Source organism: Streptomyces sp. McG3 (assembly GCF_018619185.1).
Classification (GTDB): Bacteria; Actinomycetota; Actinomycetes; order Streptomycetales; family Streptomycetaceae; genus Streptomyces.
Map to the genome: position 1 here is coordinate 34883 of NZ_JAAXYC010000004.1, position 18599 is coordinate 53481.

Consider the following 18599-nt stretch of genomic DNA (forward strand, 5'->3'; position numbering starts at 1 on the left):
GAGCAGATGTCGAGACGGCGCATCCTCGAACTGGTCCGGAGCGGTGAGCTTCCGGCGGCCGAGGCAGCCGCCCTCATCGCCGTTGGCGCCGCGCCCCGGGAGGACGCCGGCCACGGGACGCTTCCCACGGTGCGGTGCTTCGCCCCGGGATGGGAGCAGGGCGACCGATCCGCCGTGTCCGTGGCCGGGACCAGAGCCGGGACCGTGTTCGTCCTCGACCGGACCGGCGGCGGGCTTCCCACCTTCGTCCCGCCCACGGGCGCCGTCCTCGTCCACGCGACGCACGACGCCGGCCTCCACCGCGAGGACGACTCCACCTACTGGGTCGGAGCGCGGGACGAATCGGCATGGGCACGCCTGTGGCGGGAGACCGGCCTGAACGGCCCCGCCCCGGAACGGATCGTGATCATCACAACATCCGGTCCCGAGCGCTGTCTGGACGCGGTGTACCCCGCACTCGCGACACTCGTCCGCGAGCGGGTCCATGACCGTCTCGCCGTGGCCTGCGTCGCCGTGGGCGACGACCGGGACCTCTCCGCCGACGCGCTCGGCGGCTTCTGCGGTATCGCCGCCCAGGAGGACCGCCGGCTGCGCATGGTCTCCCTGTCGGTCGACCCGTCGGCGGACCTCGCGACCCTGGCCCTGGGAGAGCTGGCACGCACGGACCAGCCCCTCTCGCAGGTGCGGTACGACGGCGGGGGACGCTGGGTCCGGGTGATGCCGTCGGTGGAGCTCGCCTGGGACAAGGAGGCAGAACTGGCCGACGAGGGCGTCTACCTCGTCACGGGGGGCGCGGGCGGAATCGGACTGGCTCTCGCGGAGCTGCTGGCGAGCCGCTTCCGGGCGCGATGCGTCCTCATGGGCCGCACGGGGGAAGCGGACATCCCGCCTGCCGCTCTCGCACGCATCCAGCGGGTCGGTGGCCGGGCACGGTACGTCAGCGGGGACGTGACCAGGCTGGACGACGTCCGGGCCGCGGTCGCGGTGGCCCGCGAGGAGTTCGGCCCGCTCACCGGAGTGCTGCATCTCGCCGGCGTCAACGCCGACTCCTACATCGCCAACAAGGCGCCCTCGGCGCACCACGGCGTCCTGGACCCCAAGGTGATGGGGGCGCGAAACCTCGACGAGGCGACCCGCGACGAACCTCTCACGTCCTTCGTGCTCTTCTCCTCCATGGCCGCCTACCTCGGCCATCCCGGGCAGAGCGACTACGCCGCGGCCGGACGGGCGCTCGGCGGCTTCGCCGCGCGCCGGGCCGCCCAGGTCGCCGGGGGCCACCGGTCCGGCACCACGGTCGCCATCGGCTGGCCGCTGTGGGACGGCGGCGGGATGCGGCTGAGCGCGAGCGACGAACTGGCCGTCGCGACGCTGCAGGGCATGACCGCGATGCCCGCCGAGACCGGTCTCGCGGTCATGTCCGCCGCGCTGCGGGCCGACCGCCCGGAGACCGTCGTGGTGTACGGGGACGGCCGGCGCATCGACCGCTTCGTGGCGGACCGCCTCGCCTCCGGCCGCACCTCCGGGGCCGTCGCGCCGTCCGTCACCCCCGCGGCCGTGAGGTCCGAGGACGACGACCTTGTCCGGGCGGCGAGCGCGCACCTCGTCGAAGTCGTGTCAGGTCTCGCCCGGATGCGTCCGGGACAACTCGTCCCCGACCAGGAGTTCTCGGCGCTCGGCATCGACTCGGTCATGATCAAGCGTCTCTCCGTGTCGCTGGAGGACTTCCTGGGATGCCCGATGCCGGTGACGCTCCTGTTCGAGCACCGCACCGTGAACGAGCTGGCCCGACACCTCGCCACGGCCTTCGAGGAGCCGCTGCGTTCAGCGCTCCACCGCCCGGACCCGCTCACGACCGGCTCGTCGACGGCCTTCGCACCGGATGCCGCGCCCGCGCCCCCTGCCCCGGAAGGCGCGAGCGCCGACGAGGCCGTCGCCATCGTCGGACTGGCCGGCCGCTACCCCGGAGCCGACGACGTCGGCGACCTGTGGGAACTGCTCAGCGGCGGCCGTGACAGCACGGGCGAGATCCCCGCGGACCGCTGGGACAAGGACCTGTGGCACGACACCGGGGACCGCAGGCCCGGCTCCAGCTACGGACGTTGGGGCGGCTTCCTCTCCGGCGTCACCCGCTTCGACTCCCTGTTCTTCTCCATAGCGCCGCGTGAGGCCCGGCGGATGGACCCGGCCGAACGGCTGTTCCTCGAAGTCGCCTGGTCCGCCCTGGAGGACGCCGGATACACACGGGCCCGGCTGCACCGTGCCACCCGGACCGAGGAGGGCCACGCCCTGGGCGTGTTCGTCGGCACCACGGGACTGGCCTACGGACTGGTCGGCGCCGAGGAATGGGGCAAGGGCAACCCCGTCTCGGCCCACTCCATGGAGTTCTCGCTCGCCAACCGGCTGTCCTACTTCCTCGACGCCCACGGACCCAGCATGTCCGTCGACACGGCGTGCTCGGCCTCCCTGACGGCCCTGCACCTGGCCTGCGAGAGCCTGCGGCGCGGCGAATCCCGGATGGCCGTCGCCGGGGGCGCCTACCTCAACCTGCACCCCCTCAAGTACGCGATGCTCTCGGAGCAGCGGATGATGTCGCCCGACGGCGTGTGCCGCCCGTTCGGCGAGGGCGGCAACGGCTTCGTCCCGGGCGAGGGCGTCGGCGCGGTCGTGCTCAAGCCCCTGTCCGCCGCGCTCGCCGACGGCGACCACGTCCACGCGGTCATCCGCTCCACCTCGATCAGCCACGGCGGACGGACCAACGGCTACACCGTGCCCTCTCCGAAGGGGCACGCCGCCGTGATCCGGTCGGCACTGCGCAGGGCCGGGGTTGACCCCCGCACGATCGGCTACGTCGAGGCGCACGGCACCGGGACCGAACTGGGCGACCCCATCGAGATCGACGGCCTGGAGCGCGCCTTCCGGGAGTACACACCCGACCGCGGGTTCTGCTCCATTGGCTCGGTCAAGGGGAACATCGGCCACGCCGAAGCGGCCGCCGGCATCGCCGGTCTGACCAAAGTACTGCTCCAGCTCCGGCACCGGAAGCTCGCCCCCACTCTGCACAGCGACCCGCCCAATCCGCTGATCGACTTCGCCGCGACACCCTTCCGGCTCCAGCGATCCCTGGAGCCCTGGCACGTGACGCGGGGCGGCACTCCCCGGCGGGCGGCGGTCAGCTCCTTCGGGGCCGGCGGTGCGAACGCACACCTGATCGTCGAGGAGTTCGGGGACCGCGAGGGGTCCCTTCCCGGCGCTGGGGAGGAGGGCAAGGAACATCTGATCCTGCTCTCGGCCCGGACCCCGGACCGGCTGACGGCCATGGCCGAACGCCTGGCGAGGGCGCTCACCCGGCCCGACGCTCCCCGGCCGCTTCGCGACATCGCGCACACGCTGCGCGTCGGCCGCGAGCCGTTCGCGTACCGCCGGGCGCTGGTGGTCGCCTCGGTCGACGAACTCGTCGAGCGTCTTCGGCAGCCGCACGAGCCGTACGAGCCGCAGCACATCGCCACGGCACCGGGGGACGGACCGGCCGGCACCTCACGCCGAAGCACAGACGAACTGCTCCGCGCCCTGCGTTGGCGCGAGTTGGGCGACCTCTGGGCCCGTGGCGCCGACATCGACTGGACCGCGGCACCGGGGACGTCCCCGCGGCCGAGCATCGTCCCGCTCCCCGGATACCCCTTCGCCGGGCCGTCCCACTGGCCGTCGGTCCGCCCGGCGGTCCGGCCGGGGTCGGTCTCCGACGAGGCCGTCGGCGCCCGTGGGGGAGCACCGCTCGTGGAGGTCGGGAACAGCGACGGAGCAGCCGAGTTCGCACTCGACCTGCCTCCCACCGATCCGGTGATCGCGGACCATGTGGTCGACGGCCGACCGGTCCTGGCCGGCGTGGCCCATCTGGAACTCGTCCGGGCCGCCGCGGCCCGGCTGACCGGCCACGGCGTCGCCGCGCTGACCGACGTACGCTGGCGTGCCCCTCTCGATCTGGACACGGGTGCGCCGACGGTCCTGCTGACCGCCGAGGGCGACACCGTCCGCGGACAGGTCATCACGCGCGGCCCGGACGGCACCACCGTCCACGCGACCATGACCGCGTCGACAGTACCGGGGGAGCCGGCCGGACGCGCTGACCCGGCGGCGCTCCGCTCCCGCTGTACGCGGGAGGAGTCCGCGAACTCCTTCTACGGACGCGCGGCGGAACAAGGGCTCGCGTTCGGGCCCGCCTACCGTCTCGTCCGCCGGATGTACCGCGGGGACGGAGAAGCCTTTGCCGAACTGTCCGCCACCCCGCGAGGGGGCAGCGACTGGTGGCTGGAGCCCGGCGCGACCGACGCGGCCCTGCACACGCTCCACGGGGCGGTGCCCTTCTGGGACGAACCGGCGACCCTTCCGGTCTCCGTGGCACGGGTGGACCTCGTGGCTCCCTCGGGGCAGGCCCGCTACGCCCACGCGCGGCTGGTGGAGGCCGATCCGGCACGCGGCACGGTGCGCTGCGACGTGGACCTGTACGACGAGGACGGCCGACCGCTCGTACGCTTCGCCGGCCTGACGGCTGTCCGACCGGCCCGGACCGGTTCCCTGCCCGCCTACCGGCCGGTGTGGCGGCTGACCGGGCCCGTATGGGAAACGCCCGGCGACCGCTCCGGGACGACCCTCGTGTTCACCACGGAACGGGACCACGGCCTCGGTGCCGCGATCGTCCGCCGAGCCGGAGCAGACGCCCGGCTGGTCGACATCACCGCCCTCGCCTCCGCGGAGGCGTTCGGCCGGATTCTTCGCGAGCTGCCCACGCTCGGGCACGTCTACTTCCTGGGCGGTGTGGAGCGGCGGCGCTACTCGCCGACCGACCTGGACCACCTGGAACTCTCCCAGCGCCACGGCTGCCTGGCGCTCTTCCACCTCGCTCGGAGCATCGCCGAACTCCGCCCCCAGGGCACCCGTCTGACCGTCGTCACCAACGACAGCCAGCAGACCGACGACGCACTTCCGACCGCCAATCCGTTCGCTGCCTCCCTGCACGGCCTGACCCGGACCCTCGCCCGCGAGATGCCGTTCCTGACGGTGGTCGGCGTCGACGTGGCGGGGGCGGAACTCGCCCACTGCTCCGCGGCGGACACCTGGGACACCTTGCTCGCGCGGATCGACGCCGAGCCGGGTGGGCTCCCCCACGAGGAAGTGGTCCTGCGCGACGGGGCCCGCCTGACGAAGCGGCTGATGCCGGTCCGGATGCCCGAAGGGGAGAGGACCCGTTCACCGTTCAGGGCGGGCGGCCGGTATCTCGTCGTCGGGGGTGCGGGTGGTCTCGGAGCGGCGATCAGCGAGCGGCTGGCCCGGGATTTCGGGGCCCGACTGCTGATCGTGGGCAGGCGCCCCGAAGCCGACCTGCCCGAGGGGCTGCTGGCCGGGCTGCGCCTGGCGGGCGCCGCGTCGGTCGACTACGCGGCGGCGGACGTGACCGATCCGTCGGCGATGAGGAACGTCGTGAGCCGGATGCGGGAACGGTTCGGCGGCGTGGACGGAGTGATTCACTCCGCCTTCGTCCTGTCGGACCGGACGATCGCCCGTGCCGACGACGTCTCCTTCACCGACGCTCTCGGCCCCAAGGTGCGGGGGACCGTCGCCCTGTGCGACGCCCTGGCGGCGGAACCCCTAGACTTCCTCGCCTTCTTCTCCTCGGCCATCGCCCACACCGGCAACCCGGGCCAGTCCAACTACGCCGCCGGCTCCACGTTCCAGGACGCCTACGGGCTGCACCTGGCGAACGCGCTGCACTGGCCGGTGACCGTTCTCGACTGGGGCTTCTGGGGGGACCAGGGGGCCGTCGCGACCGATGAGCACCGCAGCCGCCTCGCGGAGTGGGGCGTACAGCCCATCTCGTCCGACGAAGGCTGGCGCTACCTCCGGCAGGCACTGACCGCGGACACCTCCCACGTGGTGCCGTTCAAGGTCTCCGACGCCCTGGCGGAGGTGACGCCCGTCGCCACGAGCGAGCACCACACCCTGGAACCGTCGGCCACGCCCGCCACGCTCGGCCCGGTCCTCGCCGCGACCCGTGCGGCGGTGCGCGCAGCGGGGGAGCCGTTCGCTCCGGACTACCTGGACACCGTGGACGAGTACGTACGACAGCTCGTCCGGGAAAAGCTCACCGCCATGGGGCTGCCGGATCCGGCCGGGGACAGCCCGTCCTCGGACGGCCTCAGGTCCGCCCTCGGAGTCGTACCCGCGCAGCACCGCCTCTTCGACGCGCTCCGCGCCGCACTGGACAGCGCTCATCCTTTCCAACGTCCCCAGGGGAAGCCCGACGACAGCCACCGGCGGGAAGCCCTCCTGCGGCGGTTCCCCCACCTCGGCCCGACCCTGGACCTGATGGAGGAGTGCGTCGCCGCGCTCCCCGAGATCCTCACGGGTGCCCGGCGCGGCCTCGACGTGCTCTTTCCCGGAGGCGACGACCGCCGTCTGGCCGCCCTCTACCACGACGATCCCCGTACCCGGCACTTCAACGCTCTGTGCGCGGCGGCGGTCGCGGAGGCGGTCCGTACCCGGTCGGCTCTTCTGGGCACGGCCACCGCAACGGCTCCGCTGCGCGTCCTGGAGATTGGGGCGGGCACCGGCGGCACCACCCGGCAGGTGCTGGACGTCCTCGACCGGTTCGCCGACCGGGTCCGCTACGACATCACCGACATCGCGCCGAGCCTGCTGCTCGGAGCGGAGCGGAGGTTCGGCGCCGGCCGCCCTTACGCCGTGTTCCGCCCGCTCGACATCGCCGCGAACCCGGCCGGACAGGGTTTTGCCGAGGACCGCTACGACCTCGTCGTCGCCACGAACGTCCTGCACGCGGTCCCTGACGTGCGCGCGGCCCTGGGGCATGTGGCCCGTCTGATGAGGCCGGGTGCGCTGCTCGTGGTGAACGAGGCGACCCGCGTACTCGACAGCGTCACCCCGGTCTTCGGCCTCACGGACGGCTGGTGGCATGCCCGGGACGAGGAACTGCGGCTGCCGCACTCGCCCCTGCTCGCCCCCGGCGCCTGGCGCGGCCTGATGACCGAGGCGGGAATGAGAGGCGTCCGGCATTTCGGCGTCGAGGGCTGGACGCCGGAGCAGTGCGGTCAGCGGCTCTTCATCGCCGAGCGCGGCCCGTGGGTCCCGGACCCCTCCGTCTCCCCGCGCGCGGAGCGGGCGACGACACCCCCTCCGACGGTCACCGACAGCGAGACCCCTGCGCATTCGCCCGGGAGCGACGACCTCCTCGAACGGACCGTCGCCCTGCTCACGGAGACATACACCGGACTGCTGCGCATGGAGAAGGGCGAACTGGAGGCCGGAACACCTCTGATCGCCTATGGGACGGACTCGCTGACCACCATGGAGGCACGCGAGATCCTGGAGCGCAGCCTCGGGCCGCTGCCCCGGGAAGTCCTCACCACGGGGGAGTCCGTGACGGACATCGCCCGATGGCTCATCGACGCCTGCGGGCCACGGCTGGCGGCAGCTGTGGCCGGTGGATCCCCCGATCCCGTGGACGACGTCGCGGCTACCCCGGAATCACCCGCTGCCGACGGGCACGACGGAGGCGCGACGCCGGCTCACCGCGATCCGGCCCCTCGCGCGCGGAATTCCGCCGTCTCCGCCCGCACCCCCCGCCACGAGGCCGTGGAGCCCGTCGCCATCGTCGGTCTGGCGGGACGCTACCCCGGAGCCCGCGATCCCGAGACCCTCTGGAGCTTGCTGCTGCACGGTGACGACGCCATCGGGGAGATCCCCGGGACACGGTGGCCGCTGACCGACCACGACGACCCCACGGGCAGGGCAGCGGGACGCTCCTACCACCGCTGGGGAGCGTTCCTGGAGGACATCGACCGGTTCGACCCGCTGCTCTTCCGGATCTCGCCGCGGGAGGCGGAGCGGATGGACCCGGCGGAACGCCTGTTCCTGCAGACCGCGTGGGAGGCGCTGGAGGACGCCGGGTGGCCGCCCTCGCGGCTGCGATCGCGGGCCGGAGAGACCGGACGCGCCCGGGTCGGCGTCTTCGTCGGGATGATGCATCACGGGCAGTACCAGCTCCTCGCCACCGAGGAATGGGGGCGGGGCAACCGGCTCCAGGCGCCTGCGTCGTCCTGGTCCCTCGCCAACCGCGTCTCCCACACCTTCGGATTCGCCGGTCCCAGCATGACCGTCGACACCGCCTGCTCCTCCTCCCTGACCGCCCTGCACCTGGCGTCGGCGAGCGTACGGGCGGGGGAGTGCACCACCGCGCTGGTGGGCGGAGTCAACCTCATCCTGCATCCGAGCCACCATCTCGACCTCGCGACGGCCGGAATGCTCTCCCGCGACGGCCGGAGTCGGGTCTTCGACAGCGAGGCCGACGGCATGGTCACCGGCGAAGGCGTCGGAGCGGTCGTCGTGAAGAGACTGTCGGACGCCGTCAGGGACGGCGACCGCATAGACGCCTGCGTCCTCGGTTCGGCCGCCAACTCCGACGGGACGGCGGACCGCTACGGGGTGCCCAGCGCCGACGCACAGGTCGAGCTGATCGAGGACGCGCTGCGTGCGGCGGGAATCGACGCCGCCTCCGTGCAGTACGTGGAGGCCCAGGCCACCGGATCACCCGTGGGCGATCCGGTCGAGCTGGAAGCGCTGCGCCGCACGTACCTGACCGCCGGCGGTCGGACGTCCCTGGCCGTGGGCTCCCTCAAGCCCAACATCGGCCATCTGGAAGCGGCATCGGGAATGGCGCAGCTGACGAAGGCTCTGATGCAGCTCCGCCACGGAGTCCTGGCTCCCACCCTCGGAGCGGACGGGCCGCTCACCGCGGACGGATTCCAGGTGCCCCGGGAACCCACGCCCTGGCCGACCCGGCCGGCCGGCGCCCCACGCCGGGCCGCCGTCAGCAGCTTCGGGGCGGGAGGTGCCAACGCCCACGTCATCCTGGAGGAGGCGCCTCCCCGCCGACTGCCGGAACCCGACCCCGCCGGGCCGGTCGGCGAGGTGCTGTTCCTGTCGGCGCGCACCGCCGGACAACTCCGCGCGCACGCGATCCGCATCGGTGACCATCTGCGGGAAACCGGCGCCGAACTGAGACTCGCCGATGTCGCCCACACCCTGCGCCTCGGGCGGGAACCCCTGCCCGCTCGCCTGGCCGCACCCGTGCGCAGCCTGGCCGACGCGGTGGACGTGCTCGACGCGTACGCGAACGGACGGTCGTCGCCGCATCTGCTGACGAACGCGCGGGCGGGCGGCTCCGCCGACACGGCCGGGAGTCCCGCAGCGGGCGCGTGGCCCGCGGGCGGATACCCGGCTGCGCGCGCGTGGGTGGACGGCCTCGCCGGCGTAGCCCACCCGAACGAGGACGGCGGTCGCGGCCGGATCGTCTCGTTGCCTTCCTATCCCTTCGCGGGCAACCGGTACTGGCTGGATCTGCCGGACCGGAGCCCCGCCGTCGACGACGGGCCCGCGTTCCCGTCCGAGGAGCTTCCCGTGACCCAGTACCCGTCGACCCCCGACACCGAGGAATCCACCAGGGCGGCCGACCGGCCGGGCCCGGACGCCGCTCAGGAGACCCTGGTCGGGCTGATCTGCGAACTCCTGGGCGTCTCACGCTCCGACATCGACCTGGCCGACCACCTCAGCGACTTCGGCTTCGACTCGGTGACCATGGTGAGACTGGCCGACCGGCTGGGTGCCGAGTTCGACCTCGACGTCAGCCCCGCGATCCTCTACGGGTGCCGTGACGTCGCCGCGGTGGTGGATCTCCTGACCGCCCCGCCGGCCGGGAGCCCCGATTTGGCGAGCGGCCCCACGGAGCCGCCGGTGCGGGAGGCGCCGAGCCGGGCCGAGGCCGCTGACGACCCCCACCCGTGGGTGAACGAACCCGTGGCCGTCGTCGGCATGGCGGGCGCCTTCCCGGGCTCACCGGATCTGGACAGCTTCTGGAACCATCTGGCGGCAGGCCGCGACCTCGTCGGTGACGCACCGTCCGACCGCTTCCCCGGAATCGACGCGGCCCGGCGCCCCCAGGGCGGATTCCTCGACGGCGTCGACCGTTTCGACGCCGAGTTCTTCCAGATATCGCCACGCGAGGCCCGGGTCATGGACCCCCAGCACCGCCTGTTCCTGCAGACGGTGTGGGCCGCGATCGAGGAGGCGGGACACGACCCGGCGGACCTCGCGGGCACCCGGTGCGGGCTTTACGTTGGTGTGGCCTCCTCCGAGTACGGAGAACTGGCCCGCGAACGCGGCGCGAGCGTGGACGGCCAGCTCATCACCGGCAACGACCACAGCGTGCTGGCCAACCGGATCTCGTTCCTGCTCGACCTGCGCGGTCCCAGCGAGCCCGTCGACACCGCCTGCTCCAGCTCCCTGGTCGCGATCCACCGGGCCGTCAGCGCCATCCGGAGCGGCGAGTGCGACCTCGCGATCGCCGGTGGAGTCAACATCATCCTGTCCACCACCGGATTCGACGCCTTCACCACGTCGGGCATGCTCGCCGCCGACGGCCGCTGCAAGGCCTTCGACCACCGGGCGGACGGATACGTACGGGGCGAGGGAGTCGGGGCCGTTCTCCTCAAGCCGCTCAGCCGCGCACGGGCCGACGGGGACCACATCCACGGCCTCATCACCGGGAGCGCCACCAACCACGGAGGACGCGCCGCCTCGCTGACCGCCCCGAACCCCGCTGCCCAGGCAGCGGTGATCACCCGTGCCCAGGAGGACGCCGGGGTCGGCCCGGAGCAGATCAGCTACGTTGAGGCGCACGGTACGGGGACGGCGCTGGGCGATCCGATCGAGGTCACCGGACTCCGGACCGCGTTCGAGCGCGAGGGAGCTCCGGAGGGCGCTGGTCTCCAGCACTGCGGGCTCGGCACGGTCAAGACCAACGTGGGGCATCTGGAGACCGCCGCCGGCATCGCGGGACTCATCAAAGTGCTGCTCGCCCTCCGGCACGGCGTACTTCCGCCGACGCTCCACGTGGAGCGGGTCAACCCCGGTGTGCGGCTGTCCGGTTCCTCCTTCCACCTCGTCACTTCCGTACGGCCGTGGCAGCGGCCGATCGACCGGGCCACCGGCTCGCCGGCGCCCCGGCGAGCCGGTGTCAGCTCTTTCGGATTCGGCGGGATGAACGCGCACATCGTCGTCGAGGAGCCTCCCGCGACCGAGCCGGACACCACCCCGGACACAGCTGCGCCGCACCTCTTCGTACTCAGCGCGCGCACCCCCGAACGGCTCGATGCCCACGCTCGGGGGCTGATGGCACATCTGGACCGCCTTGTCACGAGCGGCGGACCGCACAGGCCGACCGCCGCCGAGATCGCGTACACCCTGCAGGTCGGGCGTCGCCCCTTCGCCGCCCGCCTCGCGGTGACGGCCACCTCACTTGACGAGCTGGCGGACGTGCTGCGGAACCACGTGGCGGGAACTCCCGACCAGAGGCTGCACGCCTCCACCCCGGCCGGGGCGGAGTCCGGCCCTGGGTGGGACGCCGACGACATCGCCGCCGCACTCGACCGAGCCCGCCGGGGCGACGCGCGGAGGCTTGCCGCCCTGTGGGCGGGCGGTGCCGCCGTCGACTGGCGTGCACTGCATCCGGCCGGGGGGCGCGGGCGGGTGACCCTGCCGGCCTATCCGTTCGCGCCCACCAGCCACTGGCTGCCCGCGCCCTCACCGGGCCCCCGGCAGCCCAGCTCCACGCCTGCCGCCTCGGCGGATGGATACCGGGACGTCCCGGTACCCTCCGCGGCCCGCACACCCGTCGCCGCAGCCCCGCTCCTTTCGCCGCCGTCGGCGGCCCCGGACTCGTCCGGCAGGCCCGCTCCGCTGTGGGCGTACGTCCGCGAGGCCATCGCCGACGGCATCGGGATACGCCCCACCGACGTGGACCCGGCACGGGAGTTCGCCTCGTACGGTGTCGATTCGATCGGCGCCATGCGCATCATGCAGACCATCCAGGCGCGCTACGGCGATCACATCCCGATGGCGGCGATCCTCGAACACCCCAGCGTCGACCGGCTCGCAGCCCACCTCGGACGCAGTTATGTGCTGCCCGACGAGATACCCGACACGGCCGCGCCGATGCTGCCGGACACGGCCGCCCCGGTCAGCGGCGCGGCGCCTCGCCTCACCGCCCAGCCCGTCTGGATCCCCTTCACGGAGACGGAGACGGGCGTCCCCGCCTACTGCCTGTTCGGCGACACCGGAGAACTGACCTGGCTGCTCCATCTGTCCGAAGGACTCGCCGCGGCGGGACCGGTCCTGGGCCTCGAAGCCCCCGGCTTCGGCGACCACGCCGAACCGGTAGGAGACATCGCCGACCTGGCGCGATTCTGTGCCGAAGCCGTTCTGGCACGCCATGGTGAGGGGCCCTGCCGCGTGGTCGGGCACGGCCTGTGCGGCTTCGTCGCCGCCGAGACGGCGAGGCTGCTCCTGGACGCCGGTGTGGACGTCGCCGAACTCTTCCTTCTGGGCACTCCGGAGCCCGGACTCGTGCCTGCGGCGGAGTCGCCCGCCGCCTCCGTCGCCGCCGTCGCGGAGACCCTCGCCGCCGTCTGGGGTGCGGGTGCCCGCCCGGCCCTCGACGCGACGGTCCCCGCTGCGGACCTCGACGCCCGCACGGAGGCGGCGGCACGGCTGCTGGAGCCGTACGCGCCCATGCCCGCGAAGGCGTTGCACCGATGGCTGCCGAACGCGGTCCGGTGGCGCCGTGCCCTGGCCGACACGGCCGCCCGGTACCGGCCGAGCCCGCTCTCGGGCGTCGGCAGGGCGCAGGTGATCCGCGGTGTCCAGGGAGTCGAAGGGGAACTCGGCGACTTCGACCGGTGGATCGCGCCGCCTCCGGCCCTGCGCGAACTCGACCGCGCCCCCTGGGACCTCGTCTCCGAGGACGTCGCCCGTGAGATCGCCGAAACCCGCCCCGCCCCACGGTCCGGCGACGGCGAACAGCCGTCACCGCTCGTGTCCATCAACCGCTACGGCAACGGCAGGCGCTCCTTCTGGGCCCACAACCTGTACGGCGAGGTGAGCTACGCCATCTACCTCTCCCGCCACCTCGGCTCGCACACTCCCTTGATCGGGCTGGAGCAACTGGGCGTCGGGCCCCACGGCTCCGCGGGGTCGGGGAACTACTCCTCGGTGAAGGAGATGGCCGCCCACTACGTCTCCGAACTGCGGGAGCAGTTCCCCGGGGAGCCCTATCTGCTGGGAGGCTGCTCGTTCGGGGGCGTGCTCGCCTACGAGATGGCCGCCCAGTTGCAGAAGGCCGGCGAAGCGGTGTCGCACCTGATCGTCATCGACCCGATCATGCCGGGCACGGAGTCGTGGGACAGCGTCGACTGGGGAACGGTCACCGAGGTCGAGGCCGAGTCGTTCTCCCTGGTCATGCTCGGGAACGCGATGTGCCAGAGGTACGGAGTCACGGAGCAGGTCACCCTGTCCGATCTCCACGGCCTCGACCTGGACGCCCAGCTCTCCTTCGTGGCCCGGCACATCCACCTGCGCGCCGCTTCCGGGCCGGACCAGGAGCTGATCAAACGCCAGATCCTGGTCCGGCACGAGGTGATGCTCCGCAACGGCGACCTGTTGCAGGAGTACCGGCCCGAGCCGCTGACCACCTCGGTCCCCACCACGCTCTTCCACGCCACGGAGGGATTTCTGGCCCCGGGCAACGACAACCACCTTCCCGCCGTGCCCCGGACGAGCAAGGACACGTCCAACGGGTTCGCCGCCTTCGTGGGCGACCGCATGACCATCCACGAGATGACGGCCGACCACCACACCATCGCCCACAACGACAACCTCGCCCGGATCGCGCGCACGCTCTCGCCCCTTCTGGACGTGGCCGGCGCTCCGGTCGGGATGTTCCCGGCCTCGCTGTACCCGGCCCAGCGACCCGGCAAGAAGTGAGGACCCCATGGAGCTGAGCGTCTACTTCTTCTCCGCCAACGACCGCTATGACTTCGGGGAGCGCTACCGCTTCATCCTTGACGTCGCCCGATTCATCGACGCCCGGGGCTTCGCCGCGATCTGGACGCCAGAGCGGCACTTCCAGGAGTTCGGGGGCAGCTTCCCGAACCCGGCCGTACTGTCCGCGGCCCTGGCCGTGGCGACGGAGAACATCGACATCCGGGCGGGCAGCGTGGTGCTGCCGCACCACCACCCAGTGCGCGTGGTCGAGGAGTGGTCCCTCGTCGACCAGCTCTCCGGTGGCCGGGCCGGCGTCTGCGTGGCGACCGGCTGGCACCAGGGCGACTTCGTGTTCTACCCCGACGGTTACGAGACGCGTCGGGAGGACACCCTGGGCCACATCGACACCCTGAAGAGGTTGTGGCGGGGCGATTCGGTGGCCTTCCCTGGCCCGGGTGGCCGGGAACTGGAAGTGCGGACCTTCCCCCGGCCCCGACAGCCGGAACTCCCGCTGTGGCTCGTCCACACGTCGAACCCCCGGACCTGGCTGGAAGCCGGTCGGCGCGGGCTCAACATCCTGACTCTGCTGACGAGTTGGGAGAAGCTCGAAGAGAACGTCACCGCGTACCGGGCGGCGCGGGCGGAGGCGGGACACGACCCCGCCGCCGGGGTCGTCACCGTCGGCATGCACACCTACGTGGGCAGCGGCGACGAGGACGTCTGGGAGCTCGTCCGCCGTCCCGTCAAGCAGTACCTCAGCTCTTTCATGAGCCAGCAGAGGCAGGACGACAAGGTCAGCGGCACCTCACGGGGGACCGACACCGCCGAGCAGGACAAGCTCGCCGAGCTGATTGCCGAGGACTACTACAGCCGAAGGTCCCTGCTCGGCAGCGTCGACAAGTGCGCCGCCACCGTCGACCGGCTCGGTGCCGCGGGAGTCGACGAGGTCGCCTGCCTGGTGGACTTCGGACTCCCCTTCCCGACGGTGCTCGACGCCCTGCCCGCTCTGGACGAACTTCGCCGGCGTTGCTCGGCGAGAACGGCGCACGAGGTGCGCCCCACAGTCCCCGGCCTCGGCCCTCGGGCGGCCAGCGGTCGCCGGGACGTCAGCTGGTACTACGACCGAGGCTGACAGCGAGAGCCGCCACCACCGAACCACGGAGAGCCGAATGCCGAACGATCCCGAGTCCAACATCGACGGTGTCGCCGAACTCTACGACGAGTTCAGCGAGTTCCACGCCCGTATCAACGACAGCAACCTGCACCTTGGCTACTGGGAGGACCAGAACGACCGCCGTTCGTTCCAGGAGGCCACCGCGAGGCTCACCGAACTCATGATGGCCCGGCTCGACCCCGCGCCGGGCCAGCGCATCCTGGACATCGGCTGCGGTATCGGCCAGCCGGCGTTCACCCTCGCCGAGGCCTTCGACGTGGAGATCCTGGGTGTCACGGTGAGTCCCCGTCAGATCGAGCGGGCCACCGCCACGGCGCGCGAACGGAAAATGGACGATCGTGTCCGGTTCGAGCGAGCCGACGCCCAGAAGCTGCCGTACAAGGACGCCTCCTTCGACGGCGCCTGGCTCTTCGAGTCACTGATCCACATGCCCGACAAGGCGCGTGCGCTCAGGGAGACCGCCAGGGTGCTGCGTCCCGGAGGCCGACTGGCCGTCGCCGACATGTTCCACGAACCGGGAAACGACTGGTCCGGCATACACCCGCTGGTCACAGCGATCGAACTCGACGCCTACACGCCTCTCCTGGAGGCGGAGGGGTTCGACGTGGTGGACGTCCAGGACGTGACCGAACACATCCATGTGCCCGAGGAGGTCCGGACGGCGCTCCGCACGCAAATGCTCGCTCACCGGGACGAGTGGGTGCGTATAGCGGGGGAGAGCGTGGTCGAGGCGCTGCTCGACCCCGAGGTGAACACCTTCTACACACCCGGCCTCGGCTACGTCCTGATCACCGCGGAACGCCGCTGAGGCTCCGCTCGTGTGCGGGGTGGCAGTGACACCCCGCACACGAGCGCTGTCCGGGCCGTCAGGGCACGAGCGTGGCCAGCAGCTCCGCGGACAGCAGCTGGAGCAGCTGTTCACGCTGGGTCTCCAGGAAGAAGTGGCCCCCGGGCAGCATGACGGTGGTGCAGCCGGCGGTGGTGTGCGCGCCCCAGGCGGCCAGGGAGCCGACGGACGTCTCGGGGTCGTCCTCCCCGCCGAGGGCGAGGATCGGGCAGCACAACGGTCTTCCCGGGCGGTGGGCGTACGTCTCCAGCATGGTGACGTCGGCCCGCAGGATCGGGAGATACAGGTCTCGCATCTGGGCGTCCTCGCGGATGACCTTCGGAATCGCACCGAACCTCTGGTCCAGCAGGTCCAGGTACTCGTCGTCCGGGAGATGACTCATCGCCACGCCGGATGCCCCGAGGTGTGGAGCGTTGCGTCCGCCGACAGCGAGAAACGTGGGCTCCGTGTCCCACCGGTCCCGGAGCGCCCGGGCGATCTCGAAGGCGAGGAACGCCCCGAGACTGTGGCCGAAGAGCGCGTACGGGCCCGGACCGAGTGCGACCAGTGCCGCAGCGGCGTCGGCCGCCACGGACACCAGGTCGGTGGCGAGAGGTTCCGCCATCCGCGCGTCGTGGCCGGGCAGACGCAGCGCCCAGGGCTCGACCGCCGGGAGCAGGGCATGCCCCCAGCGTCGGTAGACCGACGCGCCACCACCCGCGTAGGGCACGCAGACCAGGCGGAGCAGGGGGCCGGTCCGGAGGTCCCGGTCATTCTTCCGCGGGACCGCCGGCCGGACGATCCACCGGTCCGGCCGGACGGCGAGGCCGTCCGCCGGACCGTTCATGCCGCGTGGTGGGGCTCGGGGCCACCGGCCCAGGCGGGGATGTCGATGATCTCGACAATCGCACAGGAGAAGGCGATTCCGGCGCCGGCGCCGAGCAGGAGCACGCGGTCTCCCCCCGCCAACTGGCCGGTGGTGAGGAGGTGGAACAGCCCGCTCGTCTGGTCGTTGGCCCCGGTGTGGCCCATGGACCGCCCGAAGTCCCACACCCCGAGGTCGGCGGCGTTCTCGCCGAACGGTTCCAGGAGCCGCTGCAACACACCGCGATCCCCCACGAACTGGTGGGCGACCCGGGTGATGTCCCCGACTCCCAGCCCCGCTTCCTCCAGCGTCTCCAGGATCAGCGTCCGCTGCGTCTCGCCCATCAGGGCTCCGGCCCGGACCACGTCCTGTCCTCCCTGGTACGTGGCAGCCCTCTCCCGCAGATCGACCCGGCGGCCGGTCGTACATCCGGGCGGGAAGAGCGGTTCGCCGCCGCGGTTCAGCTCCTCCAGGTCCGGAAGAGACGTGGCGCGCACATTCAGCAGCCGGGCGAACCCCTGCTCCCGTGACAGGACCACGGCGGTCGCGGCGTCGCCGAACAGCCCTCCCGGAGTGGCGCGCCAGCGGTCCACCAGCGGGTCGCCCCAGTTGTCCGCGGACGTGACCAGTGCCGCGACGCGGTCGCCGCACGCCCCGAGCCAGCACCCGGCGAGCTCCATGGCCGCCAGGAACCCGTTGCAGCCCTGGCGGATCTCCACGGCCGGGACATGGCCGCCCACGGTGTTGCGGAGGATGTAGTGCTGCGGGGACCACATGTCCGGGCCCTGGTGGTTGCACGTGGCGTGCATCAGCACGGCCACGTCCCGCGTGTCGTGCCCGGAGACCGCCAAGGCGTCCTTGGCCGCCCTGACGGCCATGTCCGGCGCGGGGACGTCGCCGGCGACCGCGACGGAGGCCCAGCCCAGGGCGGCCGCCTCATCGGCGTCGTACCGGCCGTCCGCGACGGCCTGTGCGGTGGTGACCCGTTCGGGCAGGTAGGCGCCCATCCCGGCGAGGTAGAGGTTGTCGAAGAGCATGACGGGAACCTTTGCGTTAGGTGGAGGCGTGGACCGGGGAAACCGCGCTGGACTTGGCGAGCCCGTGGTTCTGCATCGAGAACAGCCGGGCGTTGAGCCACATGCAGGGCTGGATGAGGGTGTCGACGAGGACCAGGAAGCAGACCGTGCCCACCCCGGTCGGCCCGCCCATGAGGTATCCCGATCCCAGAAGAATCAGCTCCAGGCTTCCCTTGGCCACCCAGAAGGGCCAGCCCCACCGGTGGACCATGCTGATGGCCACCAGGTCCATCGCGCGGATGCCCACCCCGCTCATGATGATCAGGGCCGATCCGTAGGTGCACAGAAGGACCCCGGCCAGCATGAGGGCGACGTCCGTGACGGGTATGTGGCCGGCGAGTCCGGTGGCGCGCAGCACGTCGATCATGCTGCCGCAGAGGAAGAAGGTGAAGAAGGGCGACAGCGGAGGCCGTCTGCGGTTCCAGCAGGCCCAGATCACGAGGCAGACCACCGCCACGAGGGCCTGGGCGATTCCGATGGTCAGCGGAACGTGCTCCAGCAGCCCGAGCGCGAACACGTCCAGAGGGTCGGTACCCAGATCCGCGTTGATGAAGAACGCCGCGCCGAGGGAGAAGGAGAAGCACCCGGCCAGGTAGACGCCGTAGCGGGTTCGGCGCTCCGCCAGGTGGACGCGGAGGCGTGAGCCGGCGCCGCGATGGCGTGACGCATCATTCATGCGGACTCCCGAGTGAGACTGACGGTGGAGGGAGGGAGCGGCGGACGCGCCGCGCCCTGTCGGCGAGCCTGGCCGGTCCAGGGGGACGATCGCCC

6 protein-coding genes are annotated in these 18599 nt (G+C 72.1%); 3 read left to right on the top strand and 3 right to left on the bottom strand.

The window, feature by feature from the left end; all coding sequences use genetic code 11:
• The first annotated feature begins 6 nt into the window (after positions 1-6).
• The 3 genes from HET64_RS01220 to HET64_RS01230 are packed head-to-tail and all read left to right on the top strand — an operon-like array spanning position 7 to position 15869.
• Positions 7-13887, top strand: a complete 13881-nt coding sequence (locus HET64_RS01220; RefSeq protein WP_215101274.1) for an SDR family NAD(P)-dependent oxidoreductase — start codon at positions 7-9, stop codon at positions 13885-13887.
• A gap of 7 nt (positions 13888-13894) precedes the next feature.
• Complete coding sequence (locus tag HET64_RS01225) at positions 13895-15019, top strand: MupA/Atu3671 family FMN-dependent luciferase-like monooxygenase (protein WP_215101276.1); 1125 nt, start codon at positions 13895-13897, stop codon at positions 15017-15019.
• 37 nt (positions 15020-15056) lie between these two features.
• Positions 15057-15869 (top strand): cyclopropane-fatty-acyl-phospholipid synthase family protein, encoded by an 813-nt coding sequence (locus HET64_RS01230; protein ID WP_190009749.1) that lies wholly within the window; start codon positions 15057-15059, stop codon positions 15867-15869.
• Positions 15870-15927: 58 nt separating this feature from the next.
• Here the strand turns inward: HET64_RS01230 and HET64_RS01235 are convergent, their stop codons facing one another.
• The 3 genes from HET64_RS01235 to HET64_RS01245 are packed head-to-tail and all read right to left on the bottom strand — an operon-like array spanning position 15928 to position 18504.
• Complete coding sequence (locus tag HET64_RS01235) at positions 15928-16734, bottom strand: thioesterase II family protein (protein WP_215101278.1); 807 nt, start codon at positions 16732-16734, stop codon at positions 15928-15930.
• Complete coding sequence (locus HET64_RS01240; protein WP_190009753.1) at positions 16731-17789, bottom strand: ketoacyl-ACP synthase III family protein; 1059 nt, start codon at positions 17787-17789, stop codon at positions 16731-16733. Before HET64_RS01240 ends, HET64_RS01235 begins: the two co-directional genes overlap by 4 nt.
• 16 nt (positions 17790-17805) lie before the next feature.
• A complete protein-coding gene (locus HET64_RS01245; RefSeq protein ID WP_215101280.1) occupies positions 17806-18504 on the bottom strand; it encodes a YitT family protein in 699 nt (232 codons plus the stop codon).
• Positions 18505-18599 lie beyond the last annotated feature (95 nt).

Excerpts from the sequence above, each read along its gene's own strand:
- HET64_RS01220 (WP_215101274.1), top strand. The coding sequence starts at position 7 with ATGTCGAGACGGCGCATCCTCGAACTGGTCCGGAGCGGTGAGCTTCCG.
- HET64_RS01225 (WP_215101276.1), top strand. The coding sequence starts at position 13,895 with ATGGAGCTGAGCGTCTACTTCTTCTCCGCCAACGACCGCTATGACTTC.
- HET64_RS01230 (WP_190009749.1), top strand. The coding sequence starts at position 15,057 with ATGCCGAACGATCCCGAGTCCAACATCGACGGTGTCGCCGAACTCTAC.
- HET64_RS01235 (WP_215101278.1), bottom strand. The coding sequence starts at position 16,734 with ATGAACGGTCCGGCGGACGGCCTCGCCGTCCGGCCGGACCGGTGGATC.
- HET64_RS01240 (WP_190009753.1), bottom strand. The coding sequence starts at position 17,789 with ATGCTCTTCGACAACCTCTACCTCGCCGGGATGGGCGCCTACCTGCCC.
- HET64_RS01245 (WP_215101280.1), bottom strand. The coding sequence starts at position 18,504 with ATGAATGATGCGTCACGCCATCGCGGCGCCGGCTCACGCCTCCGCGTC.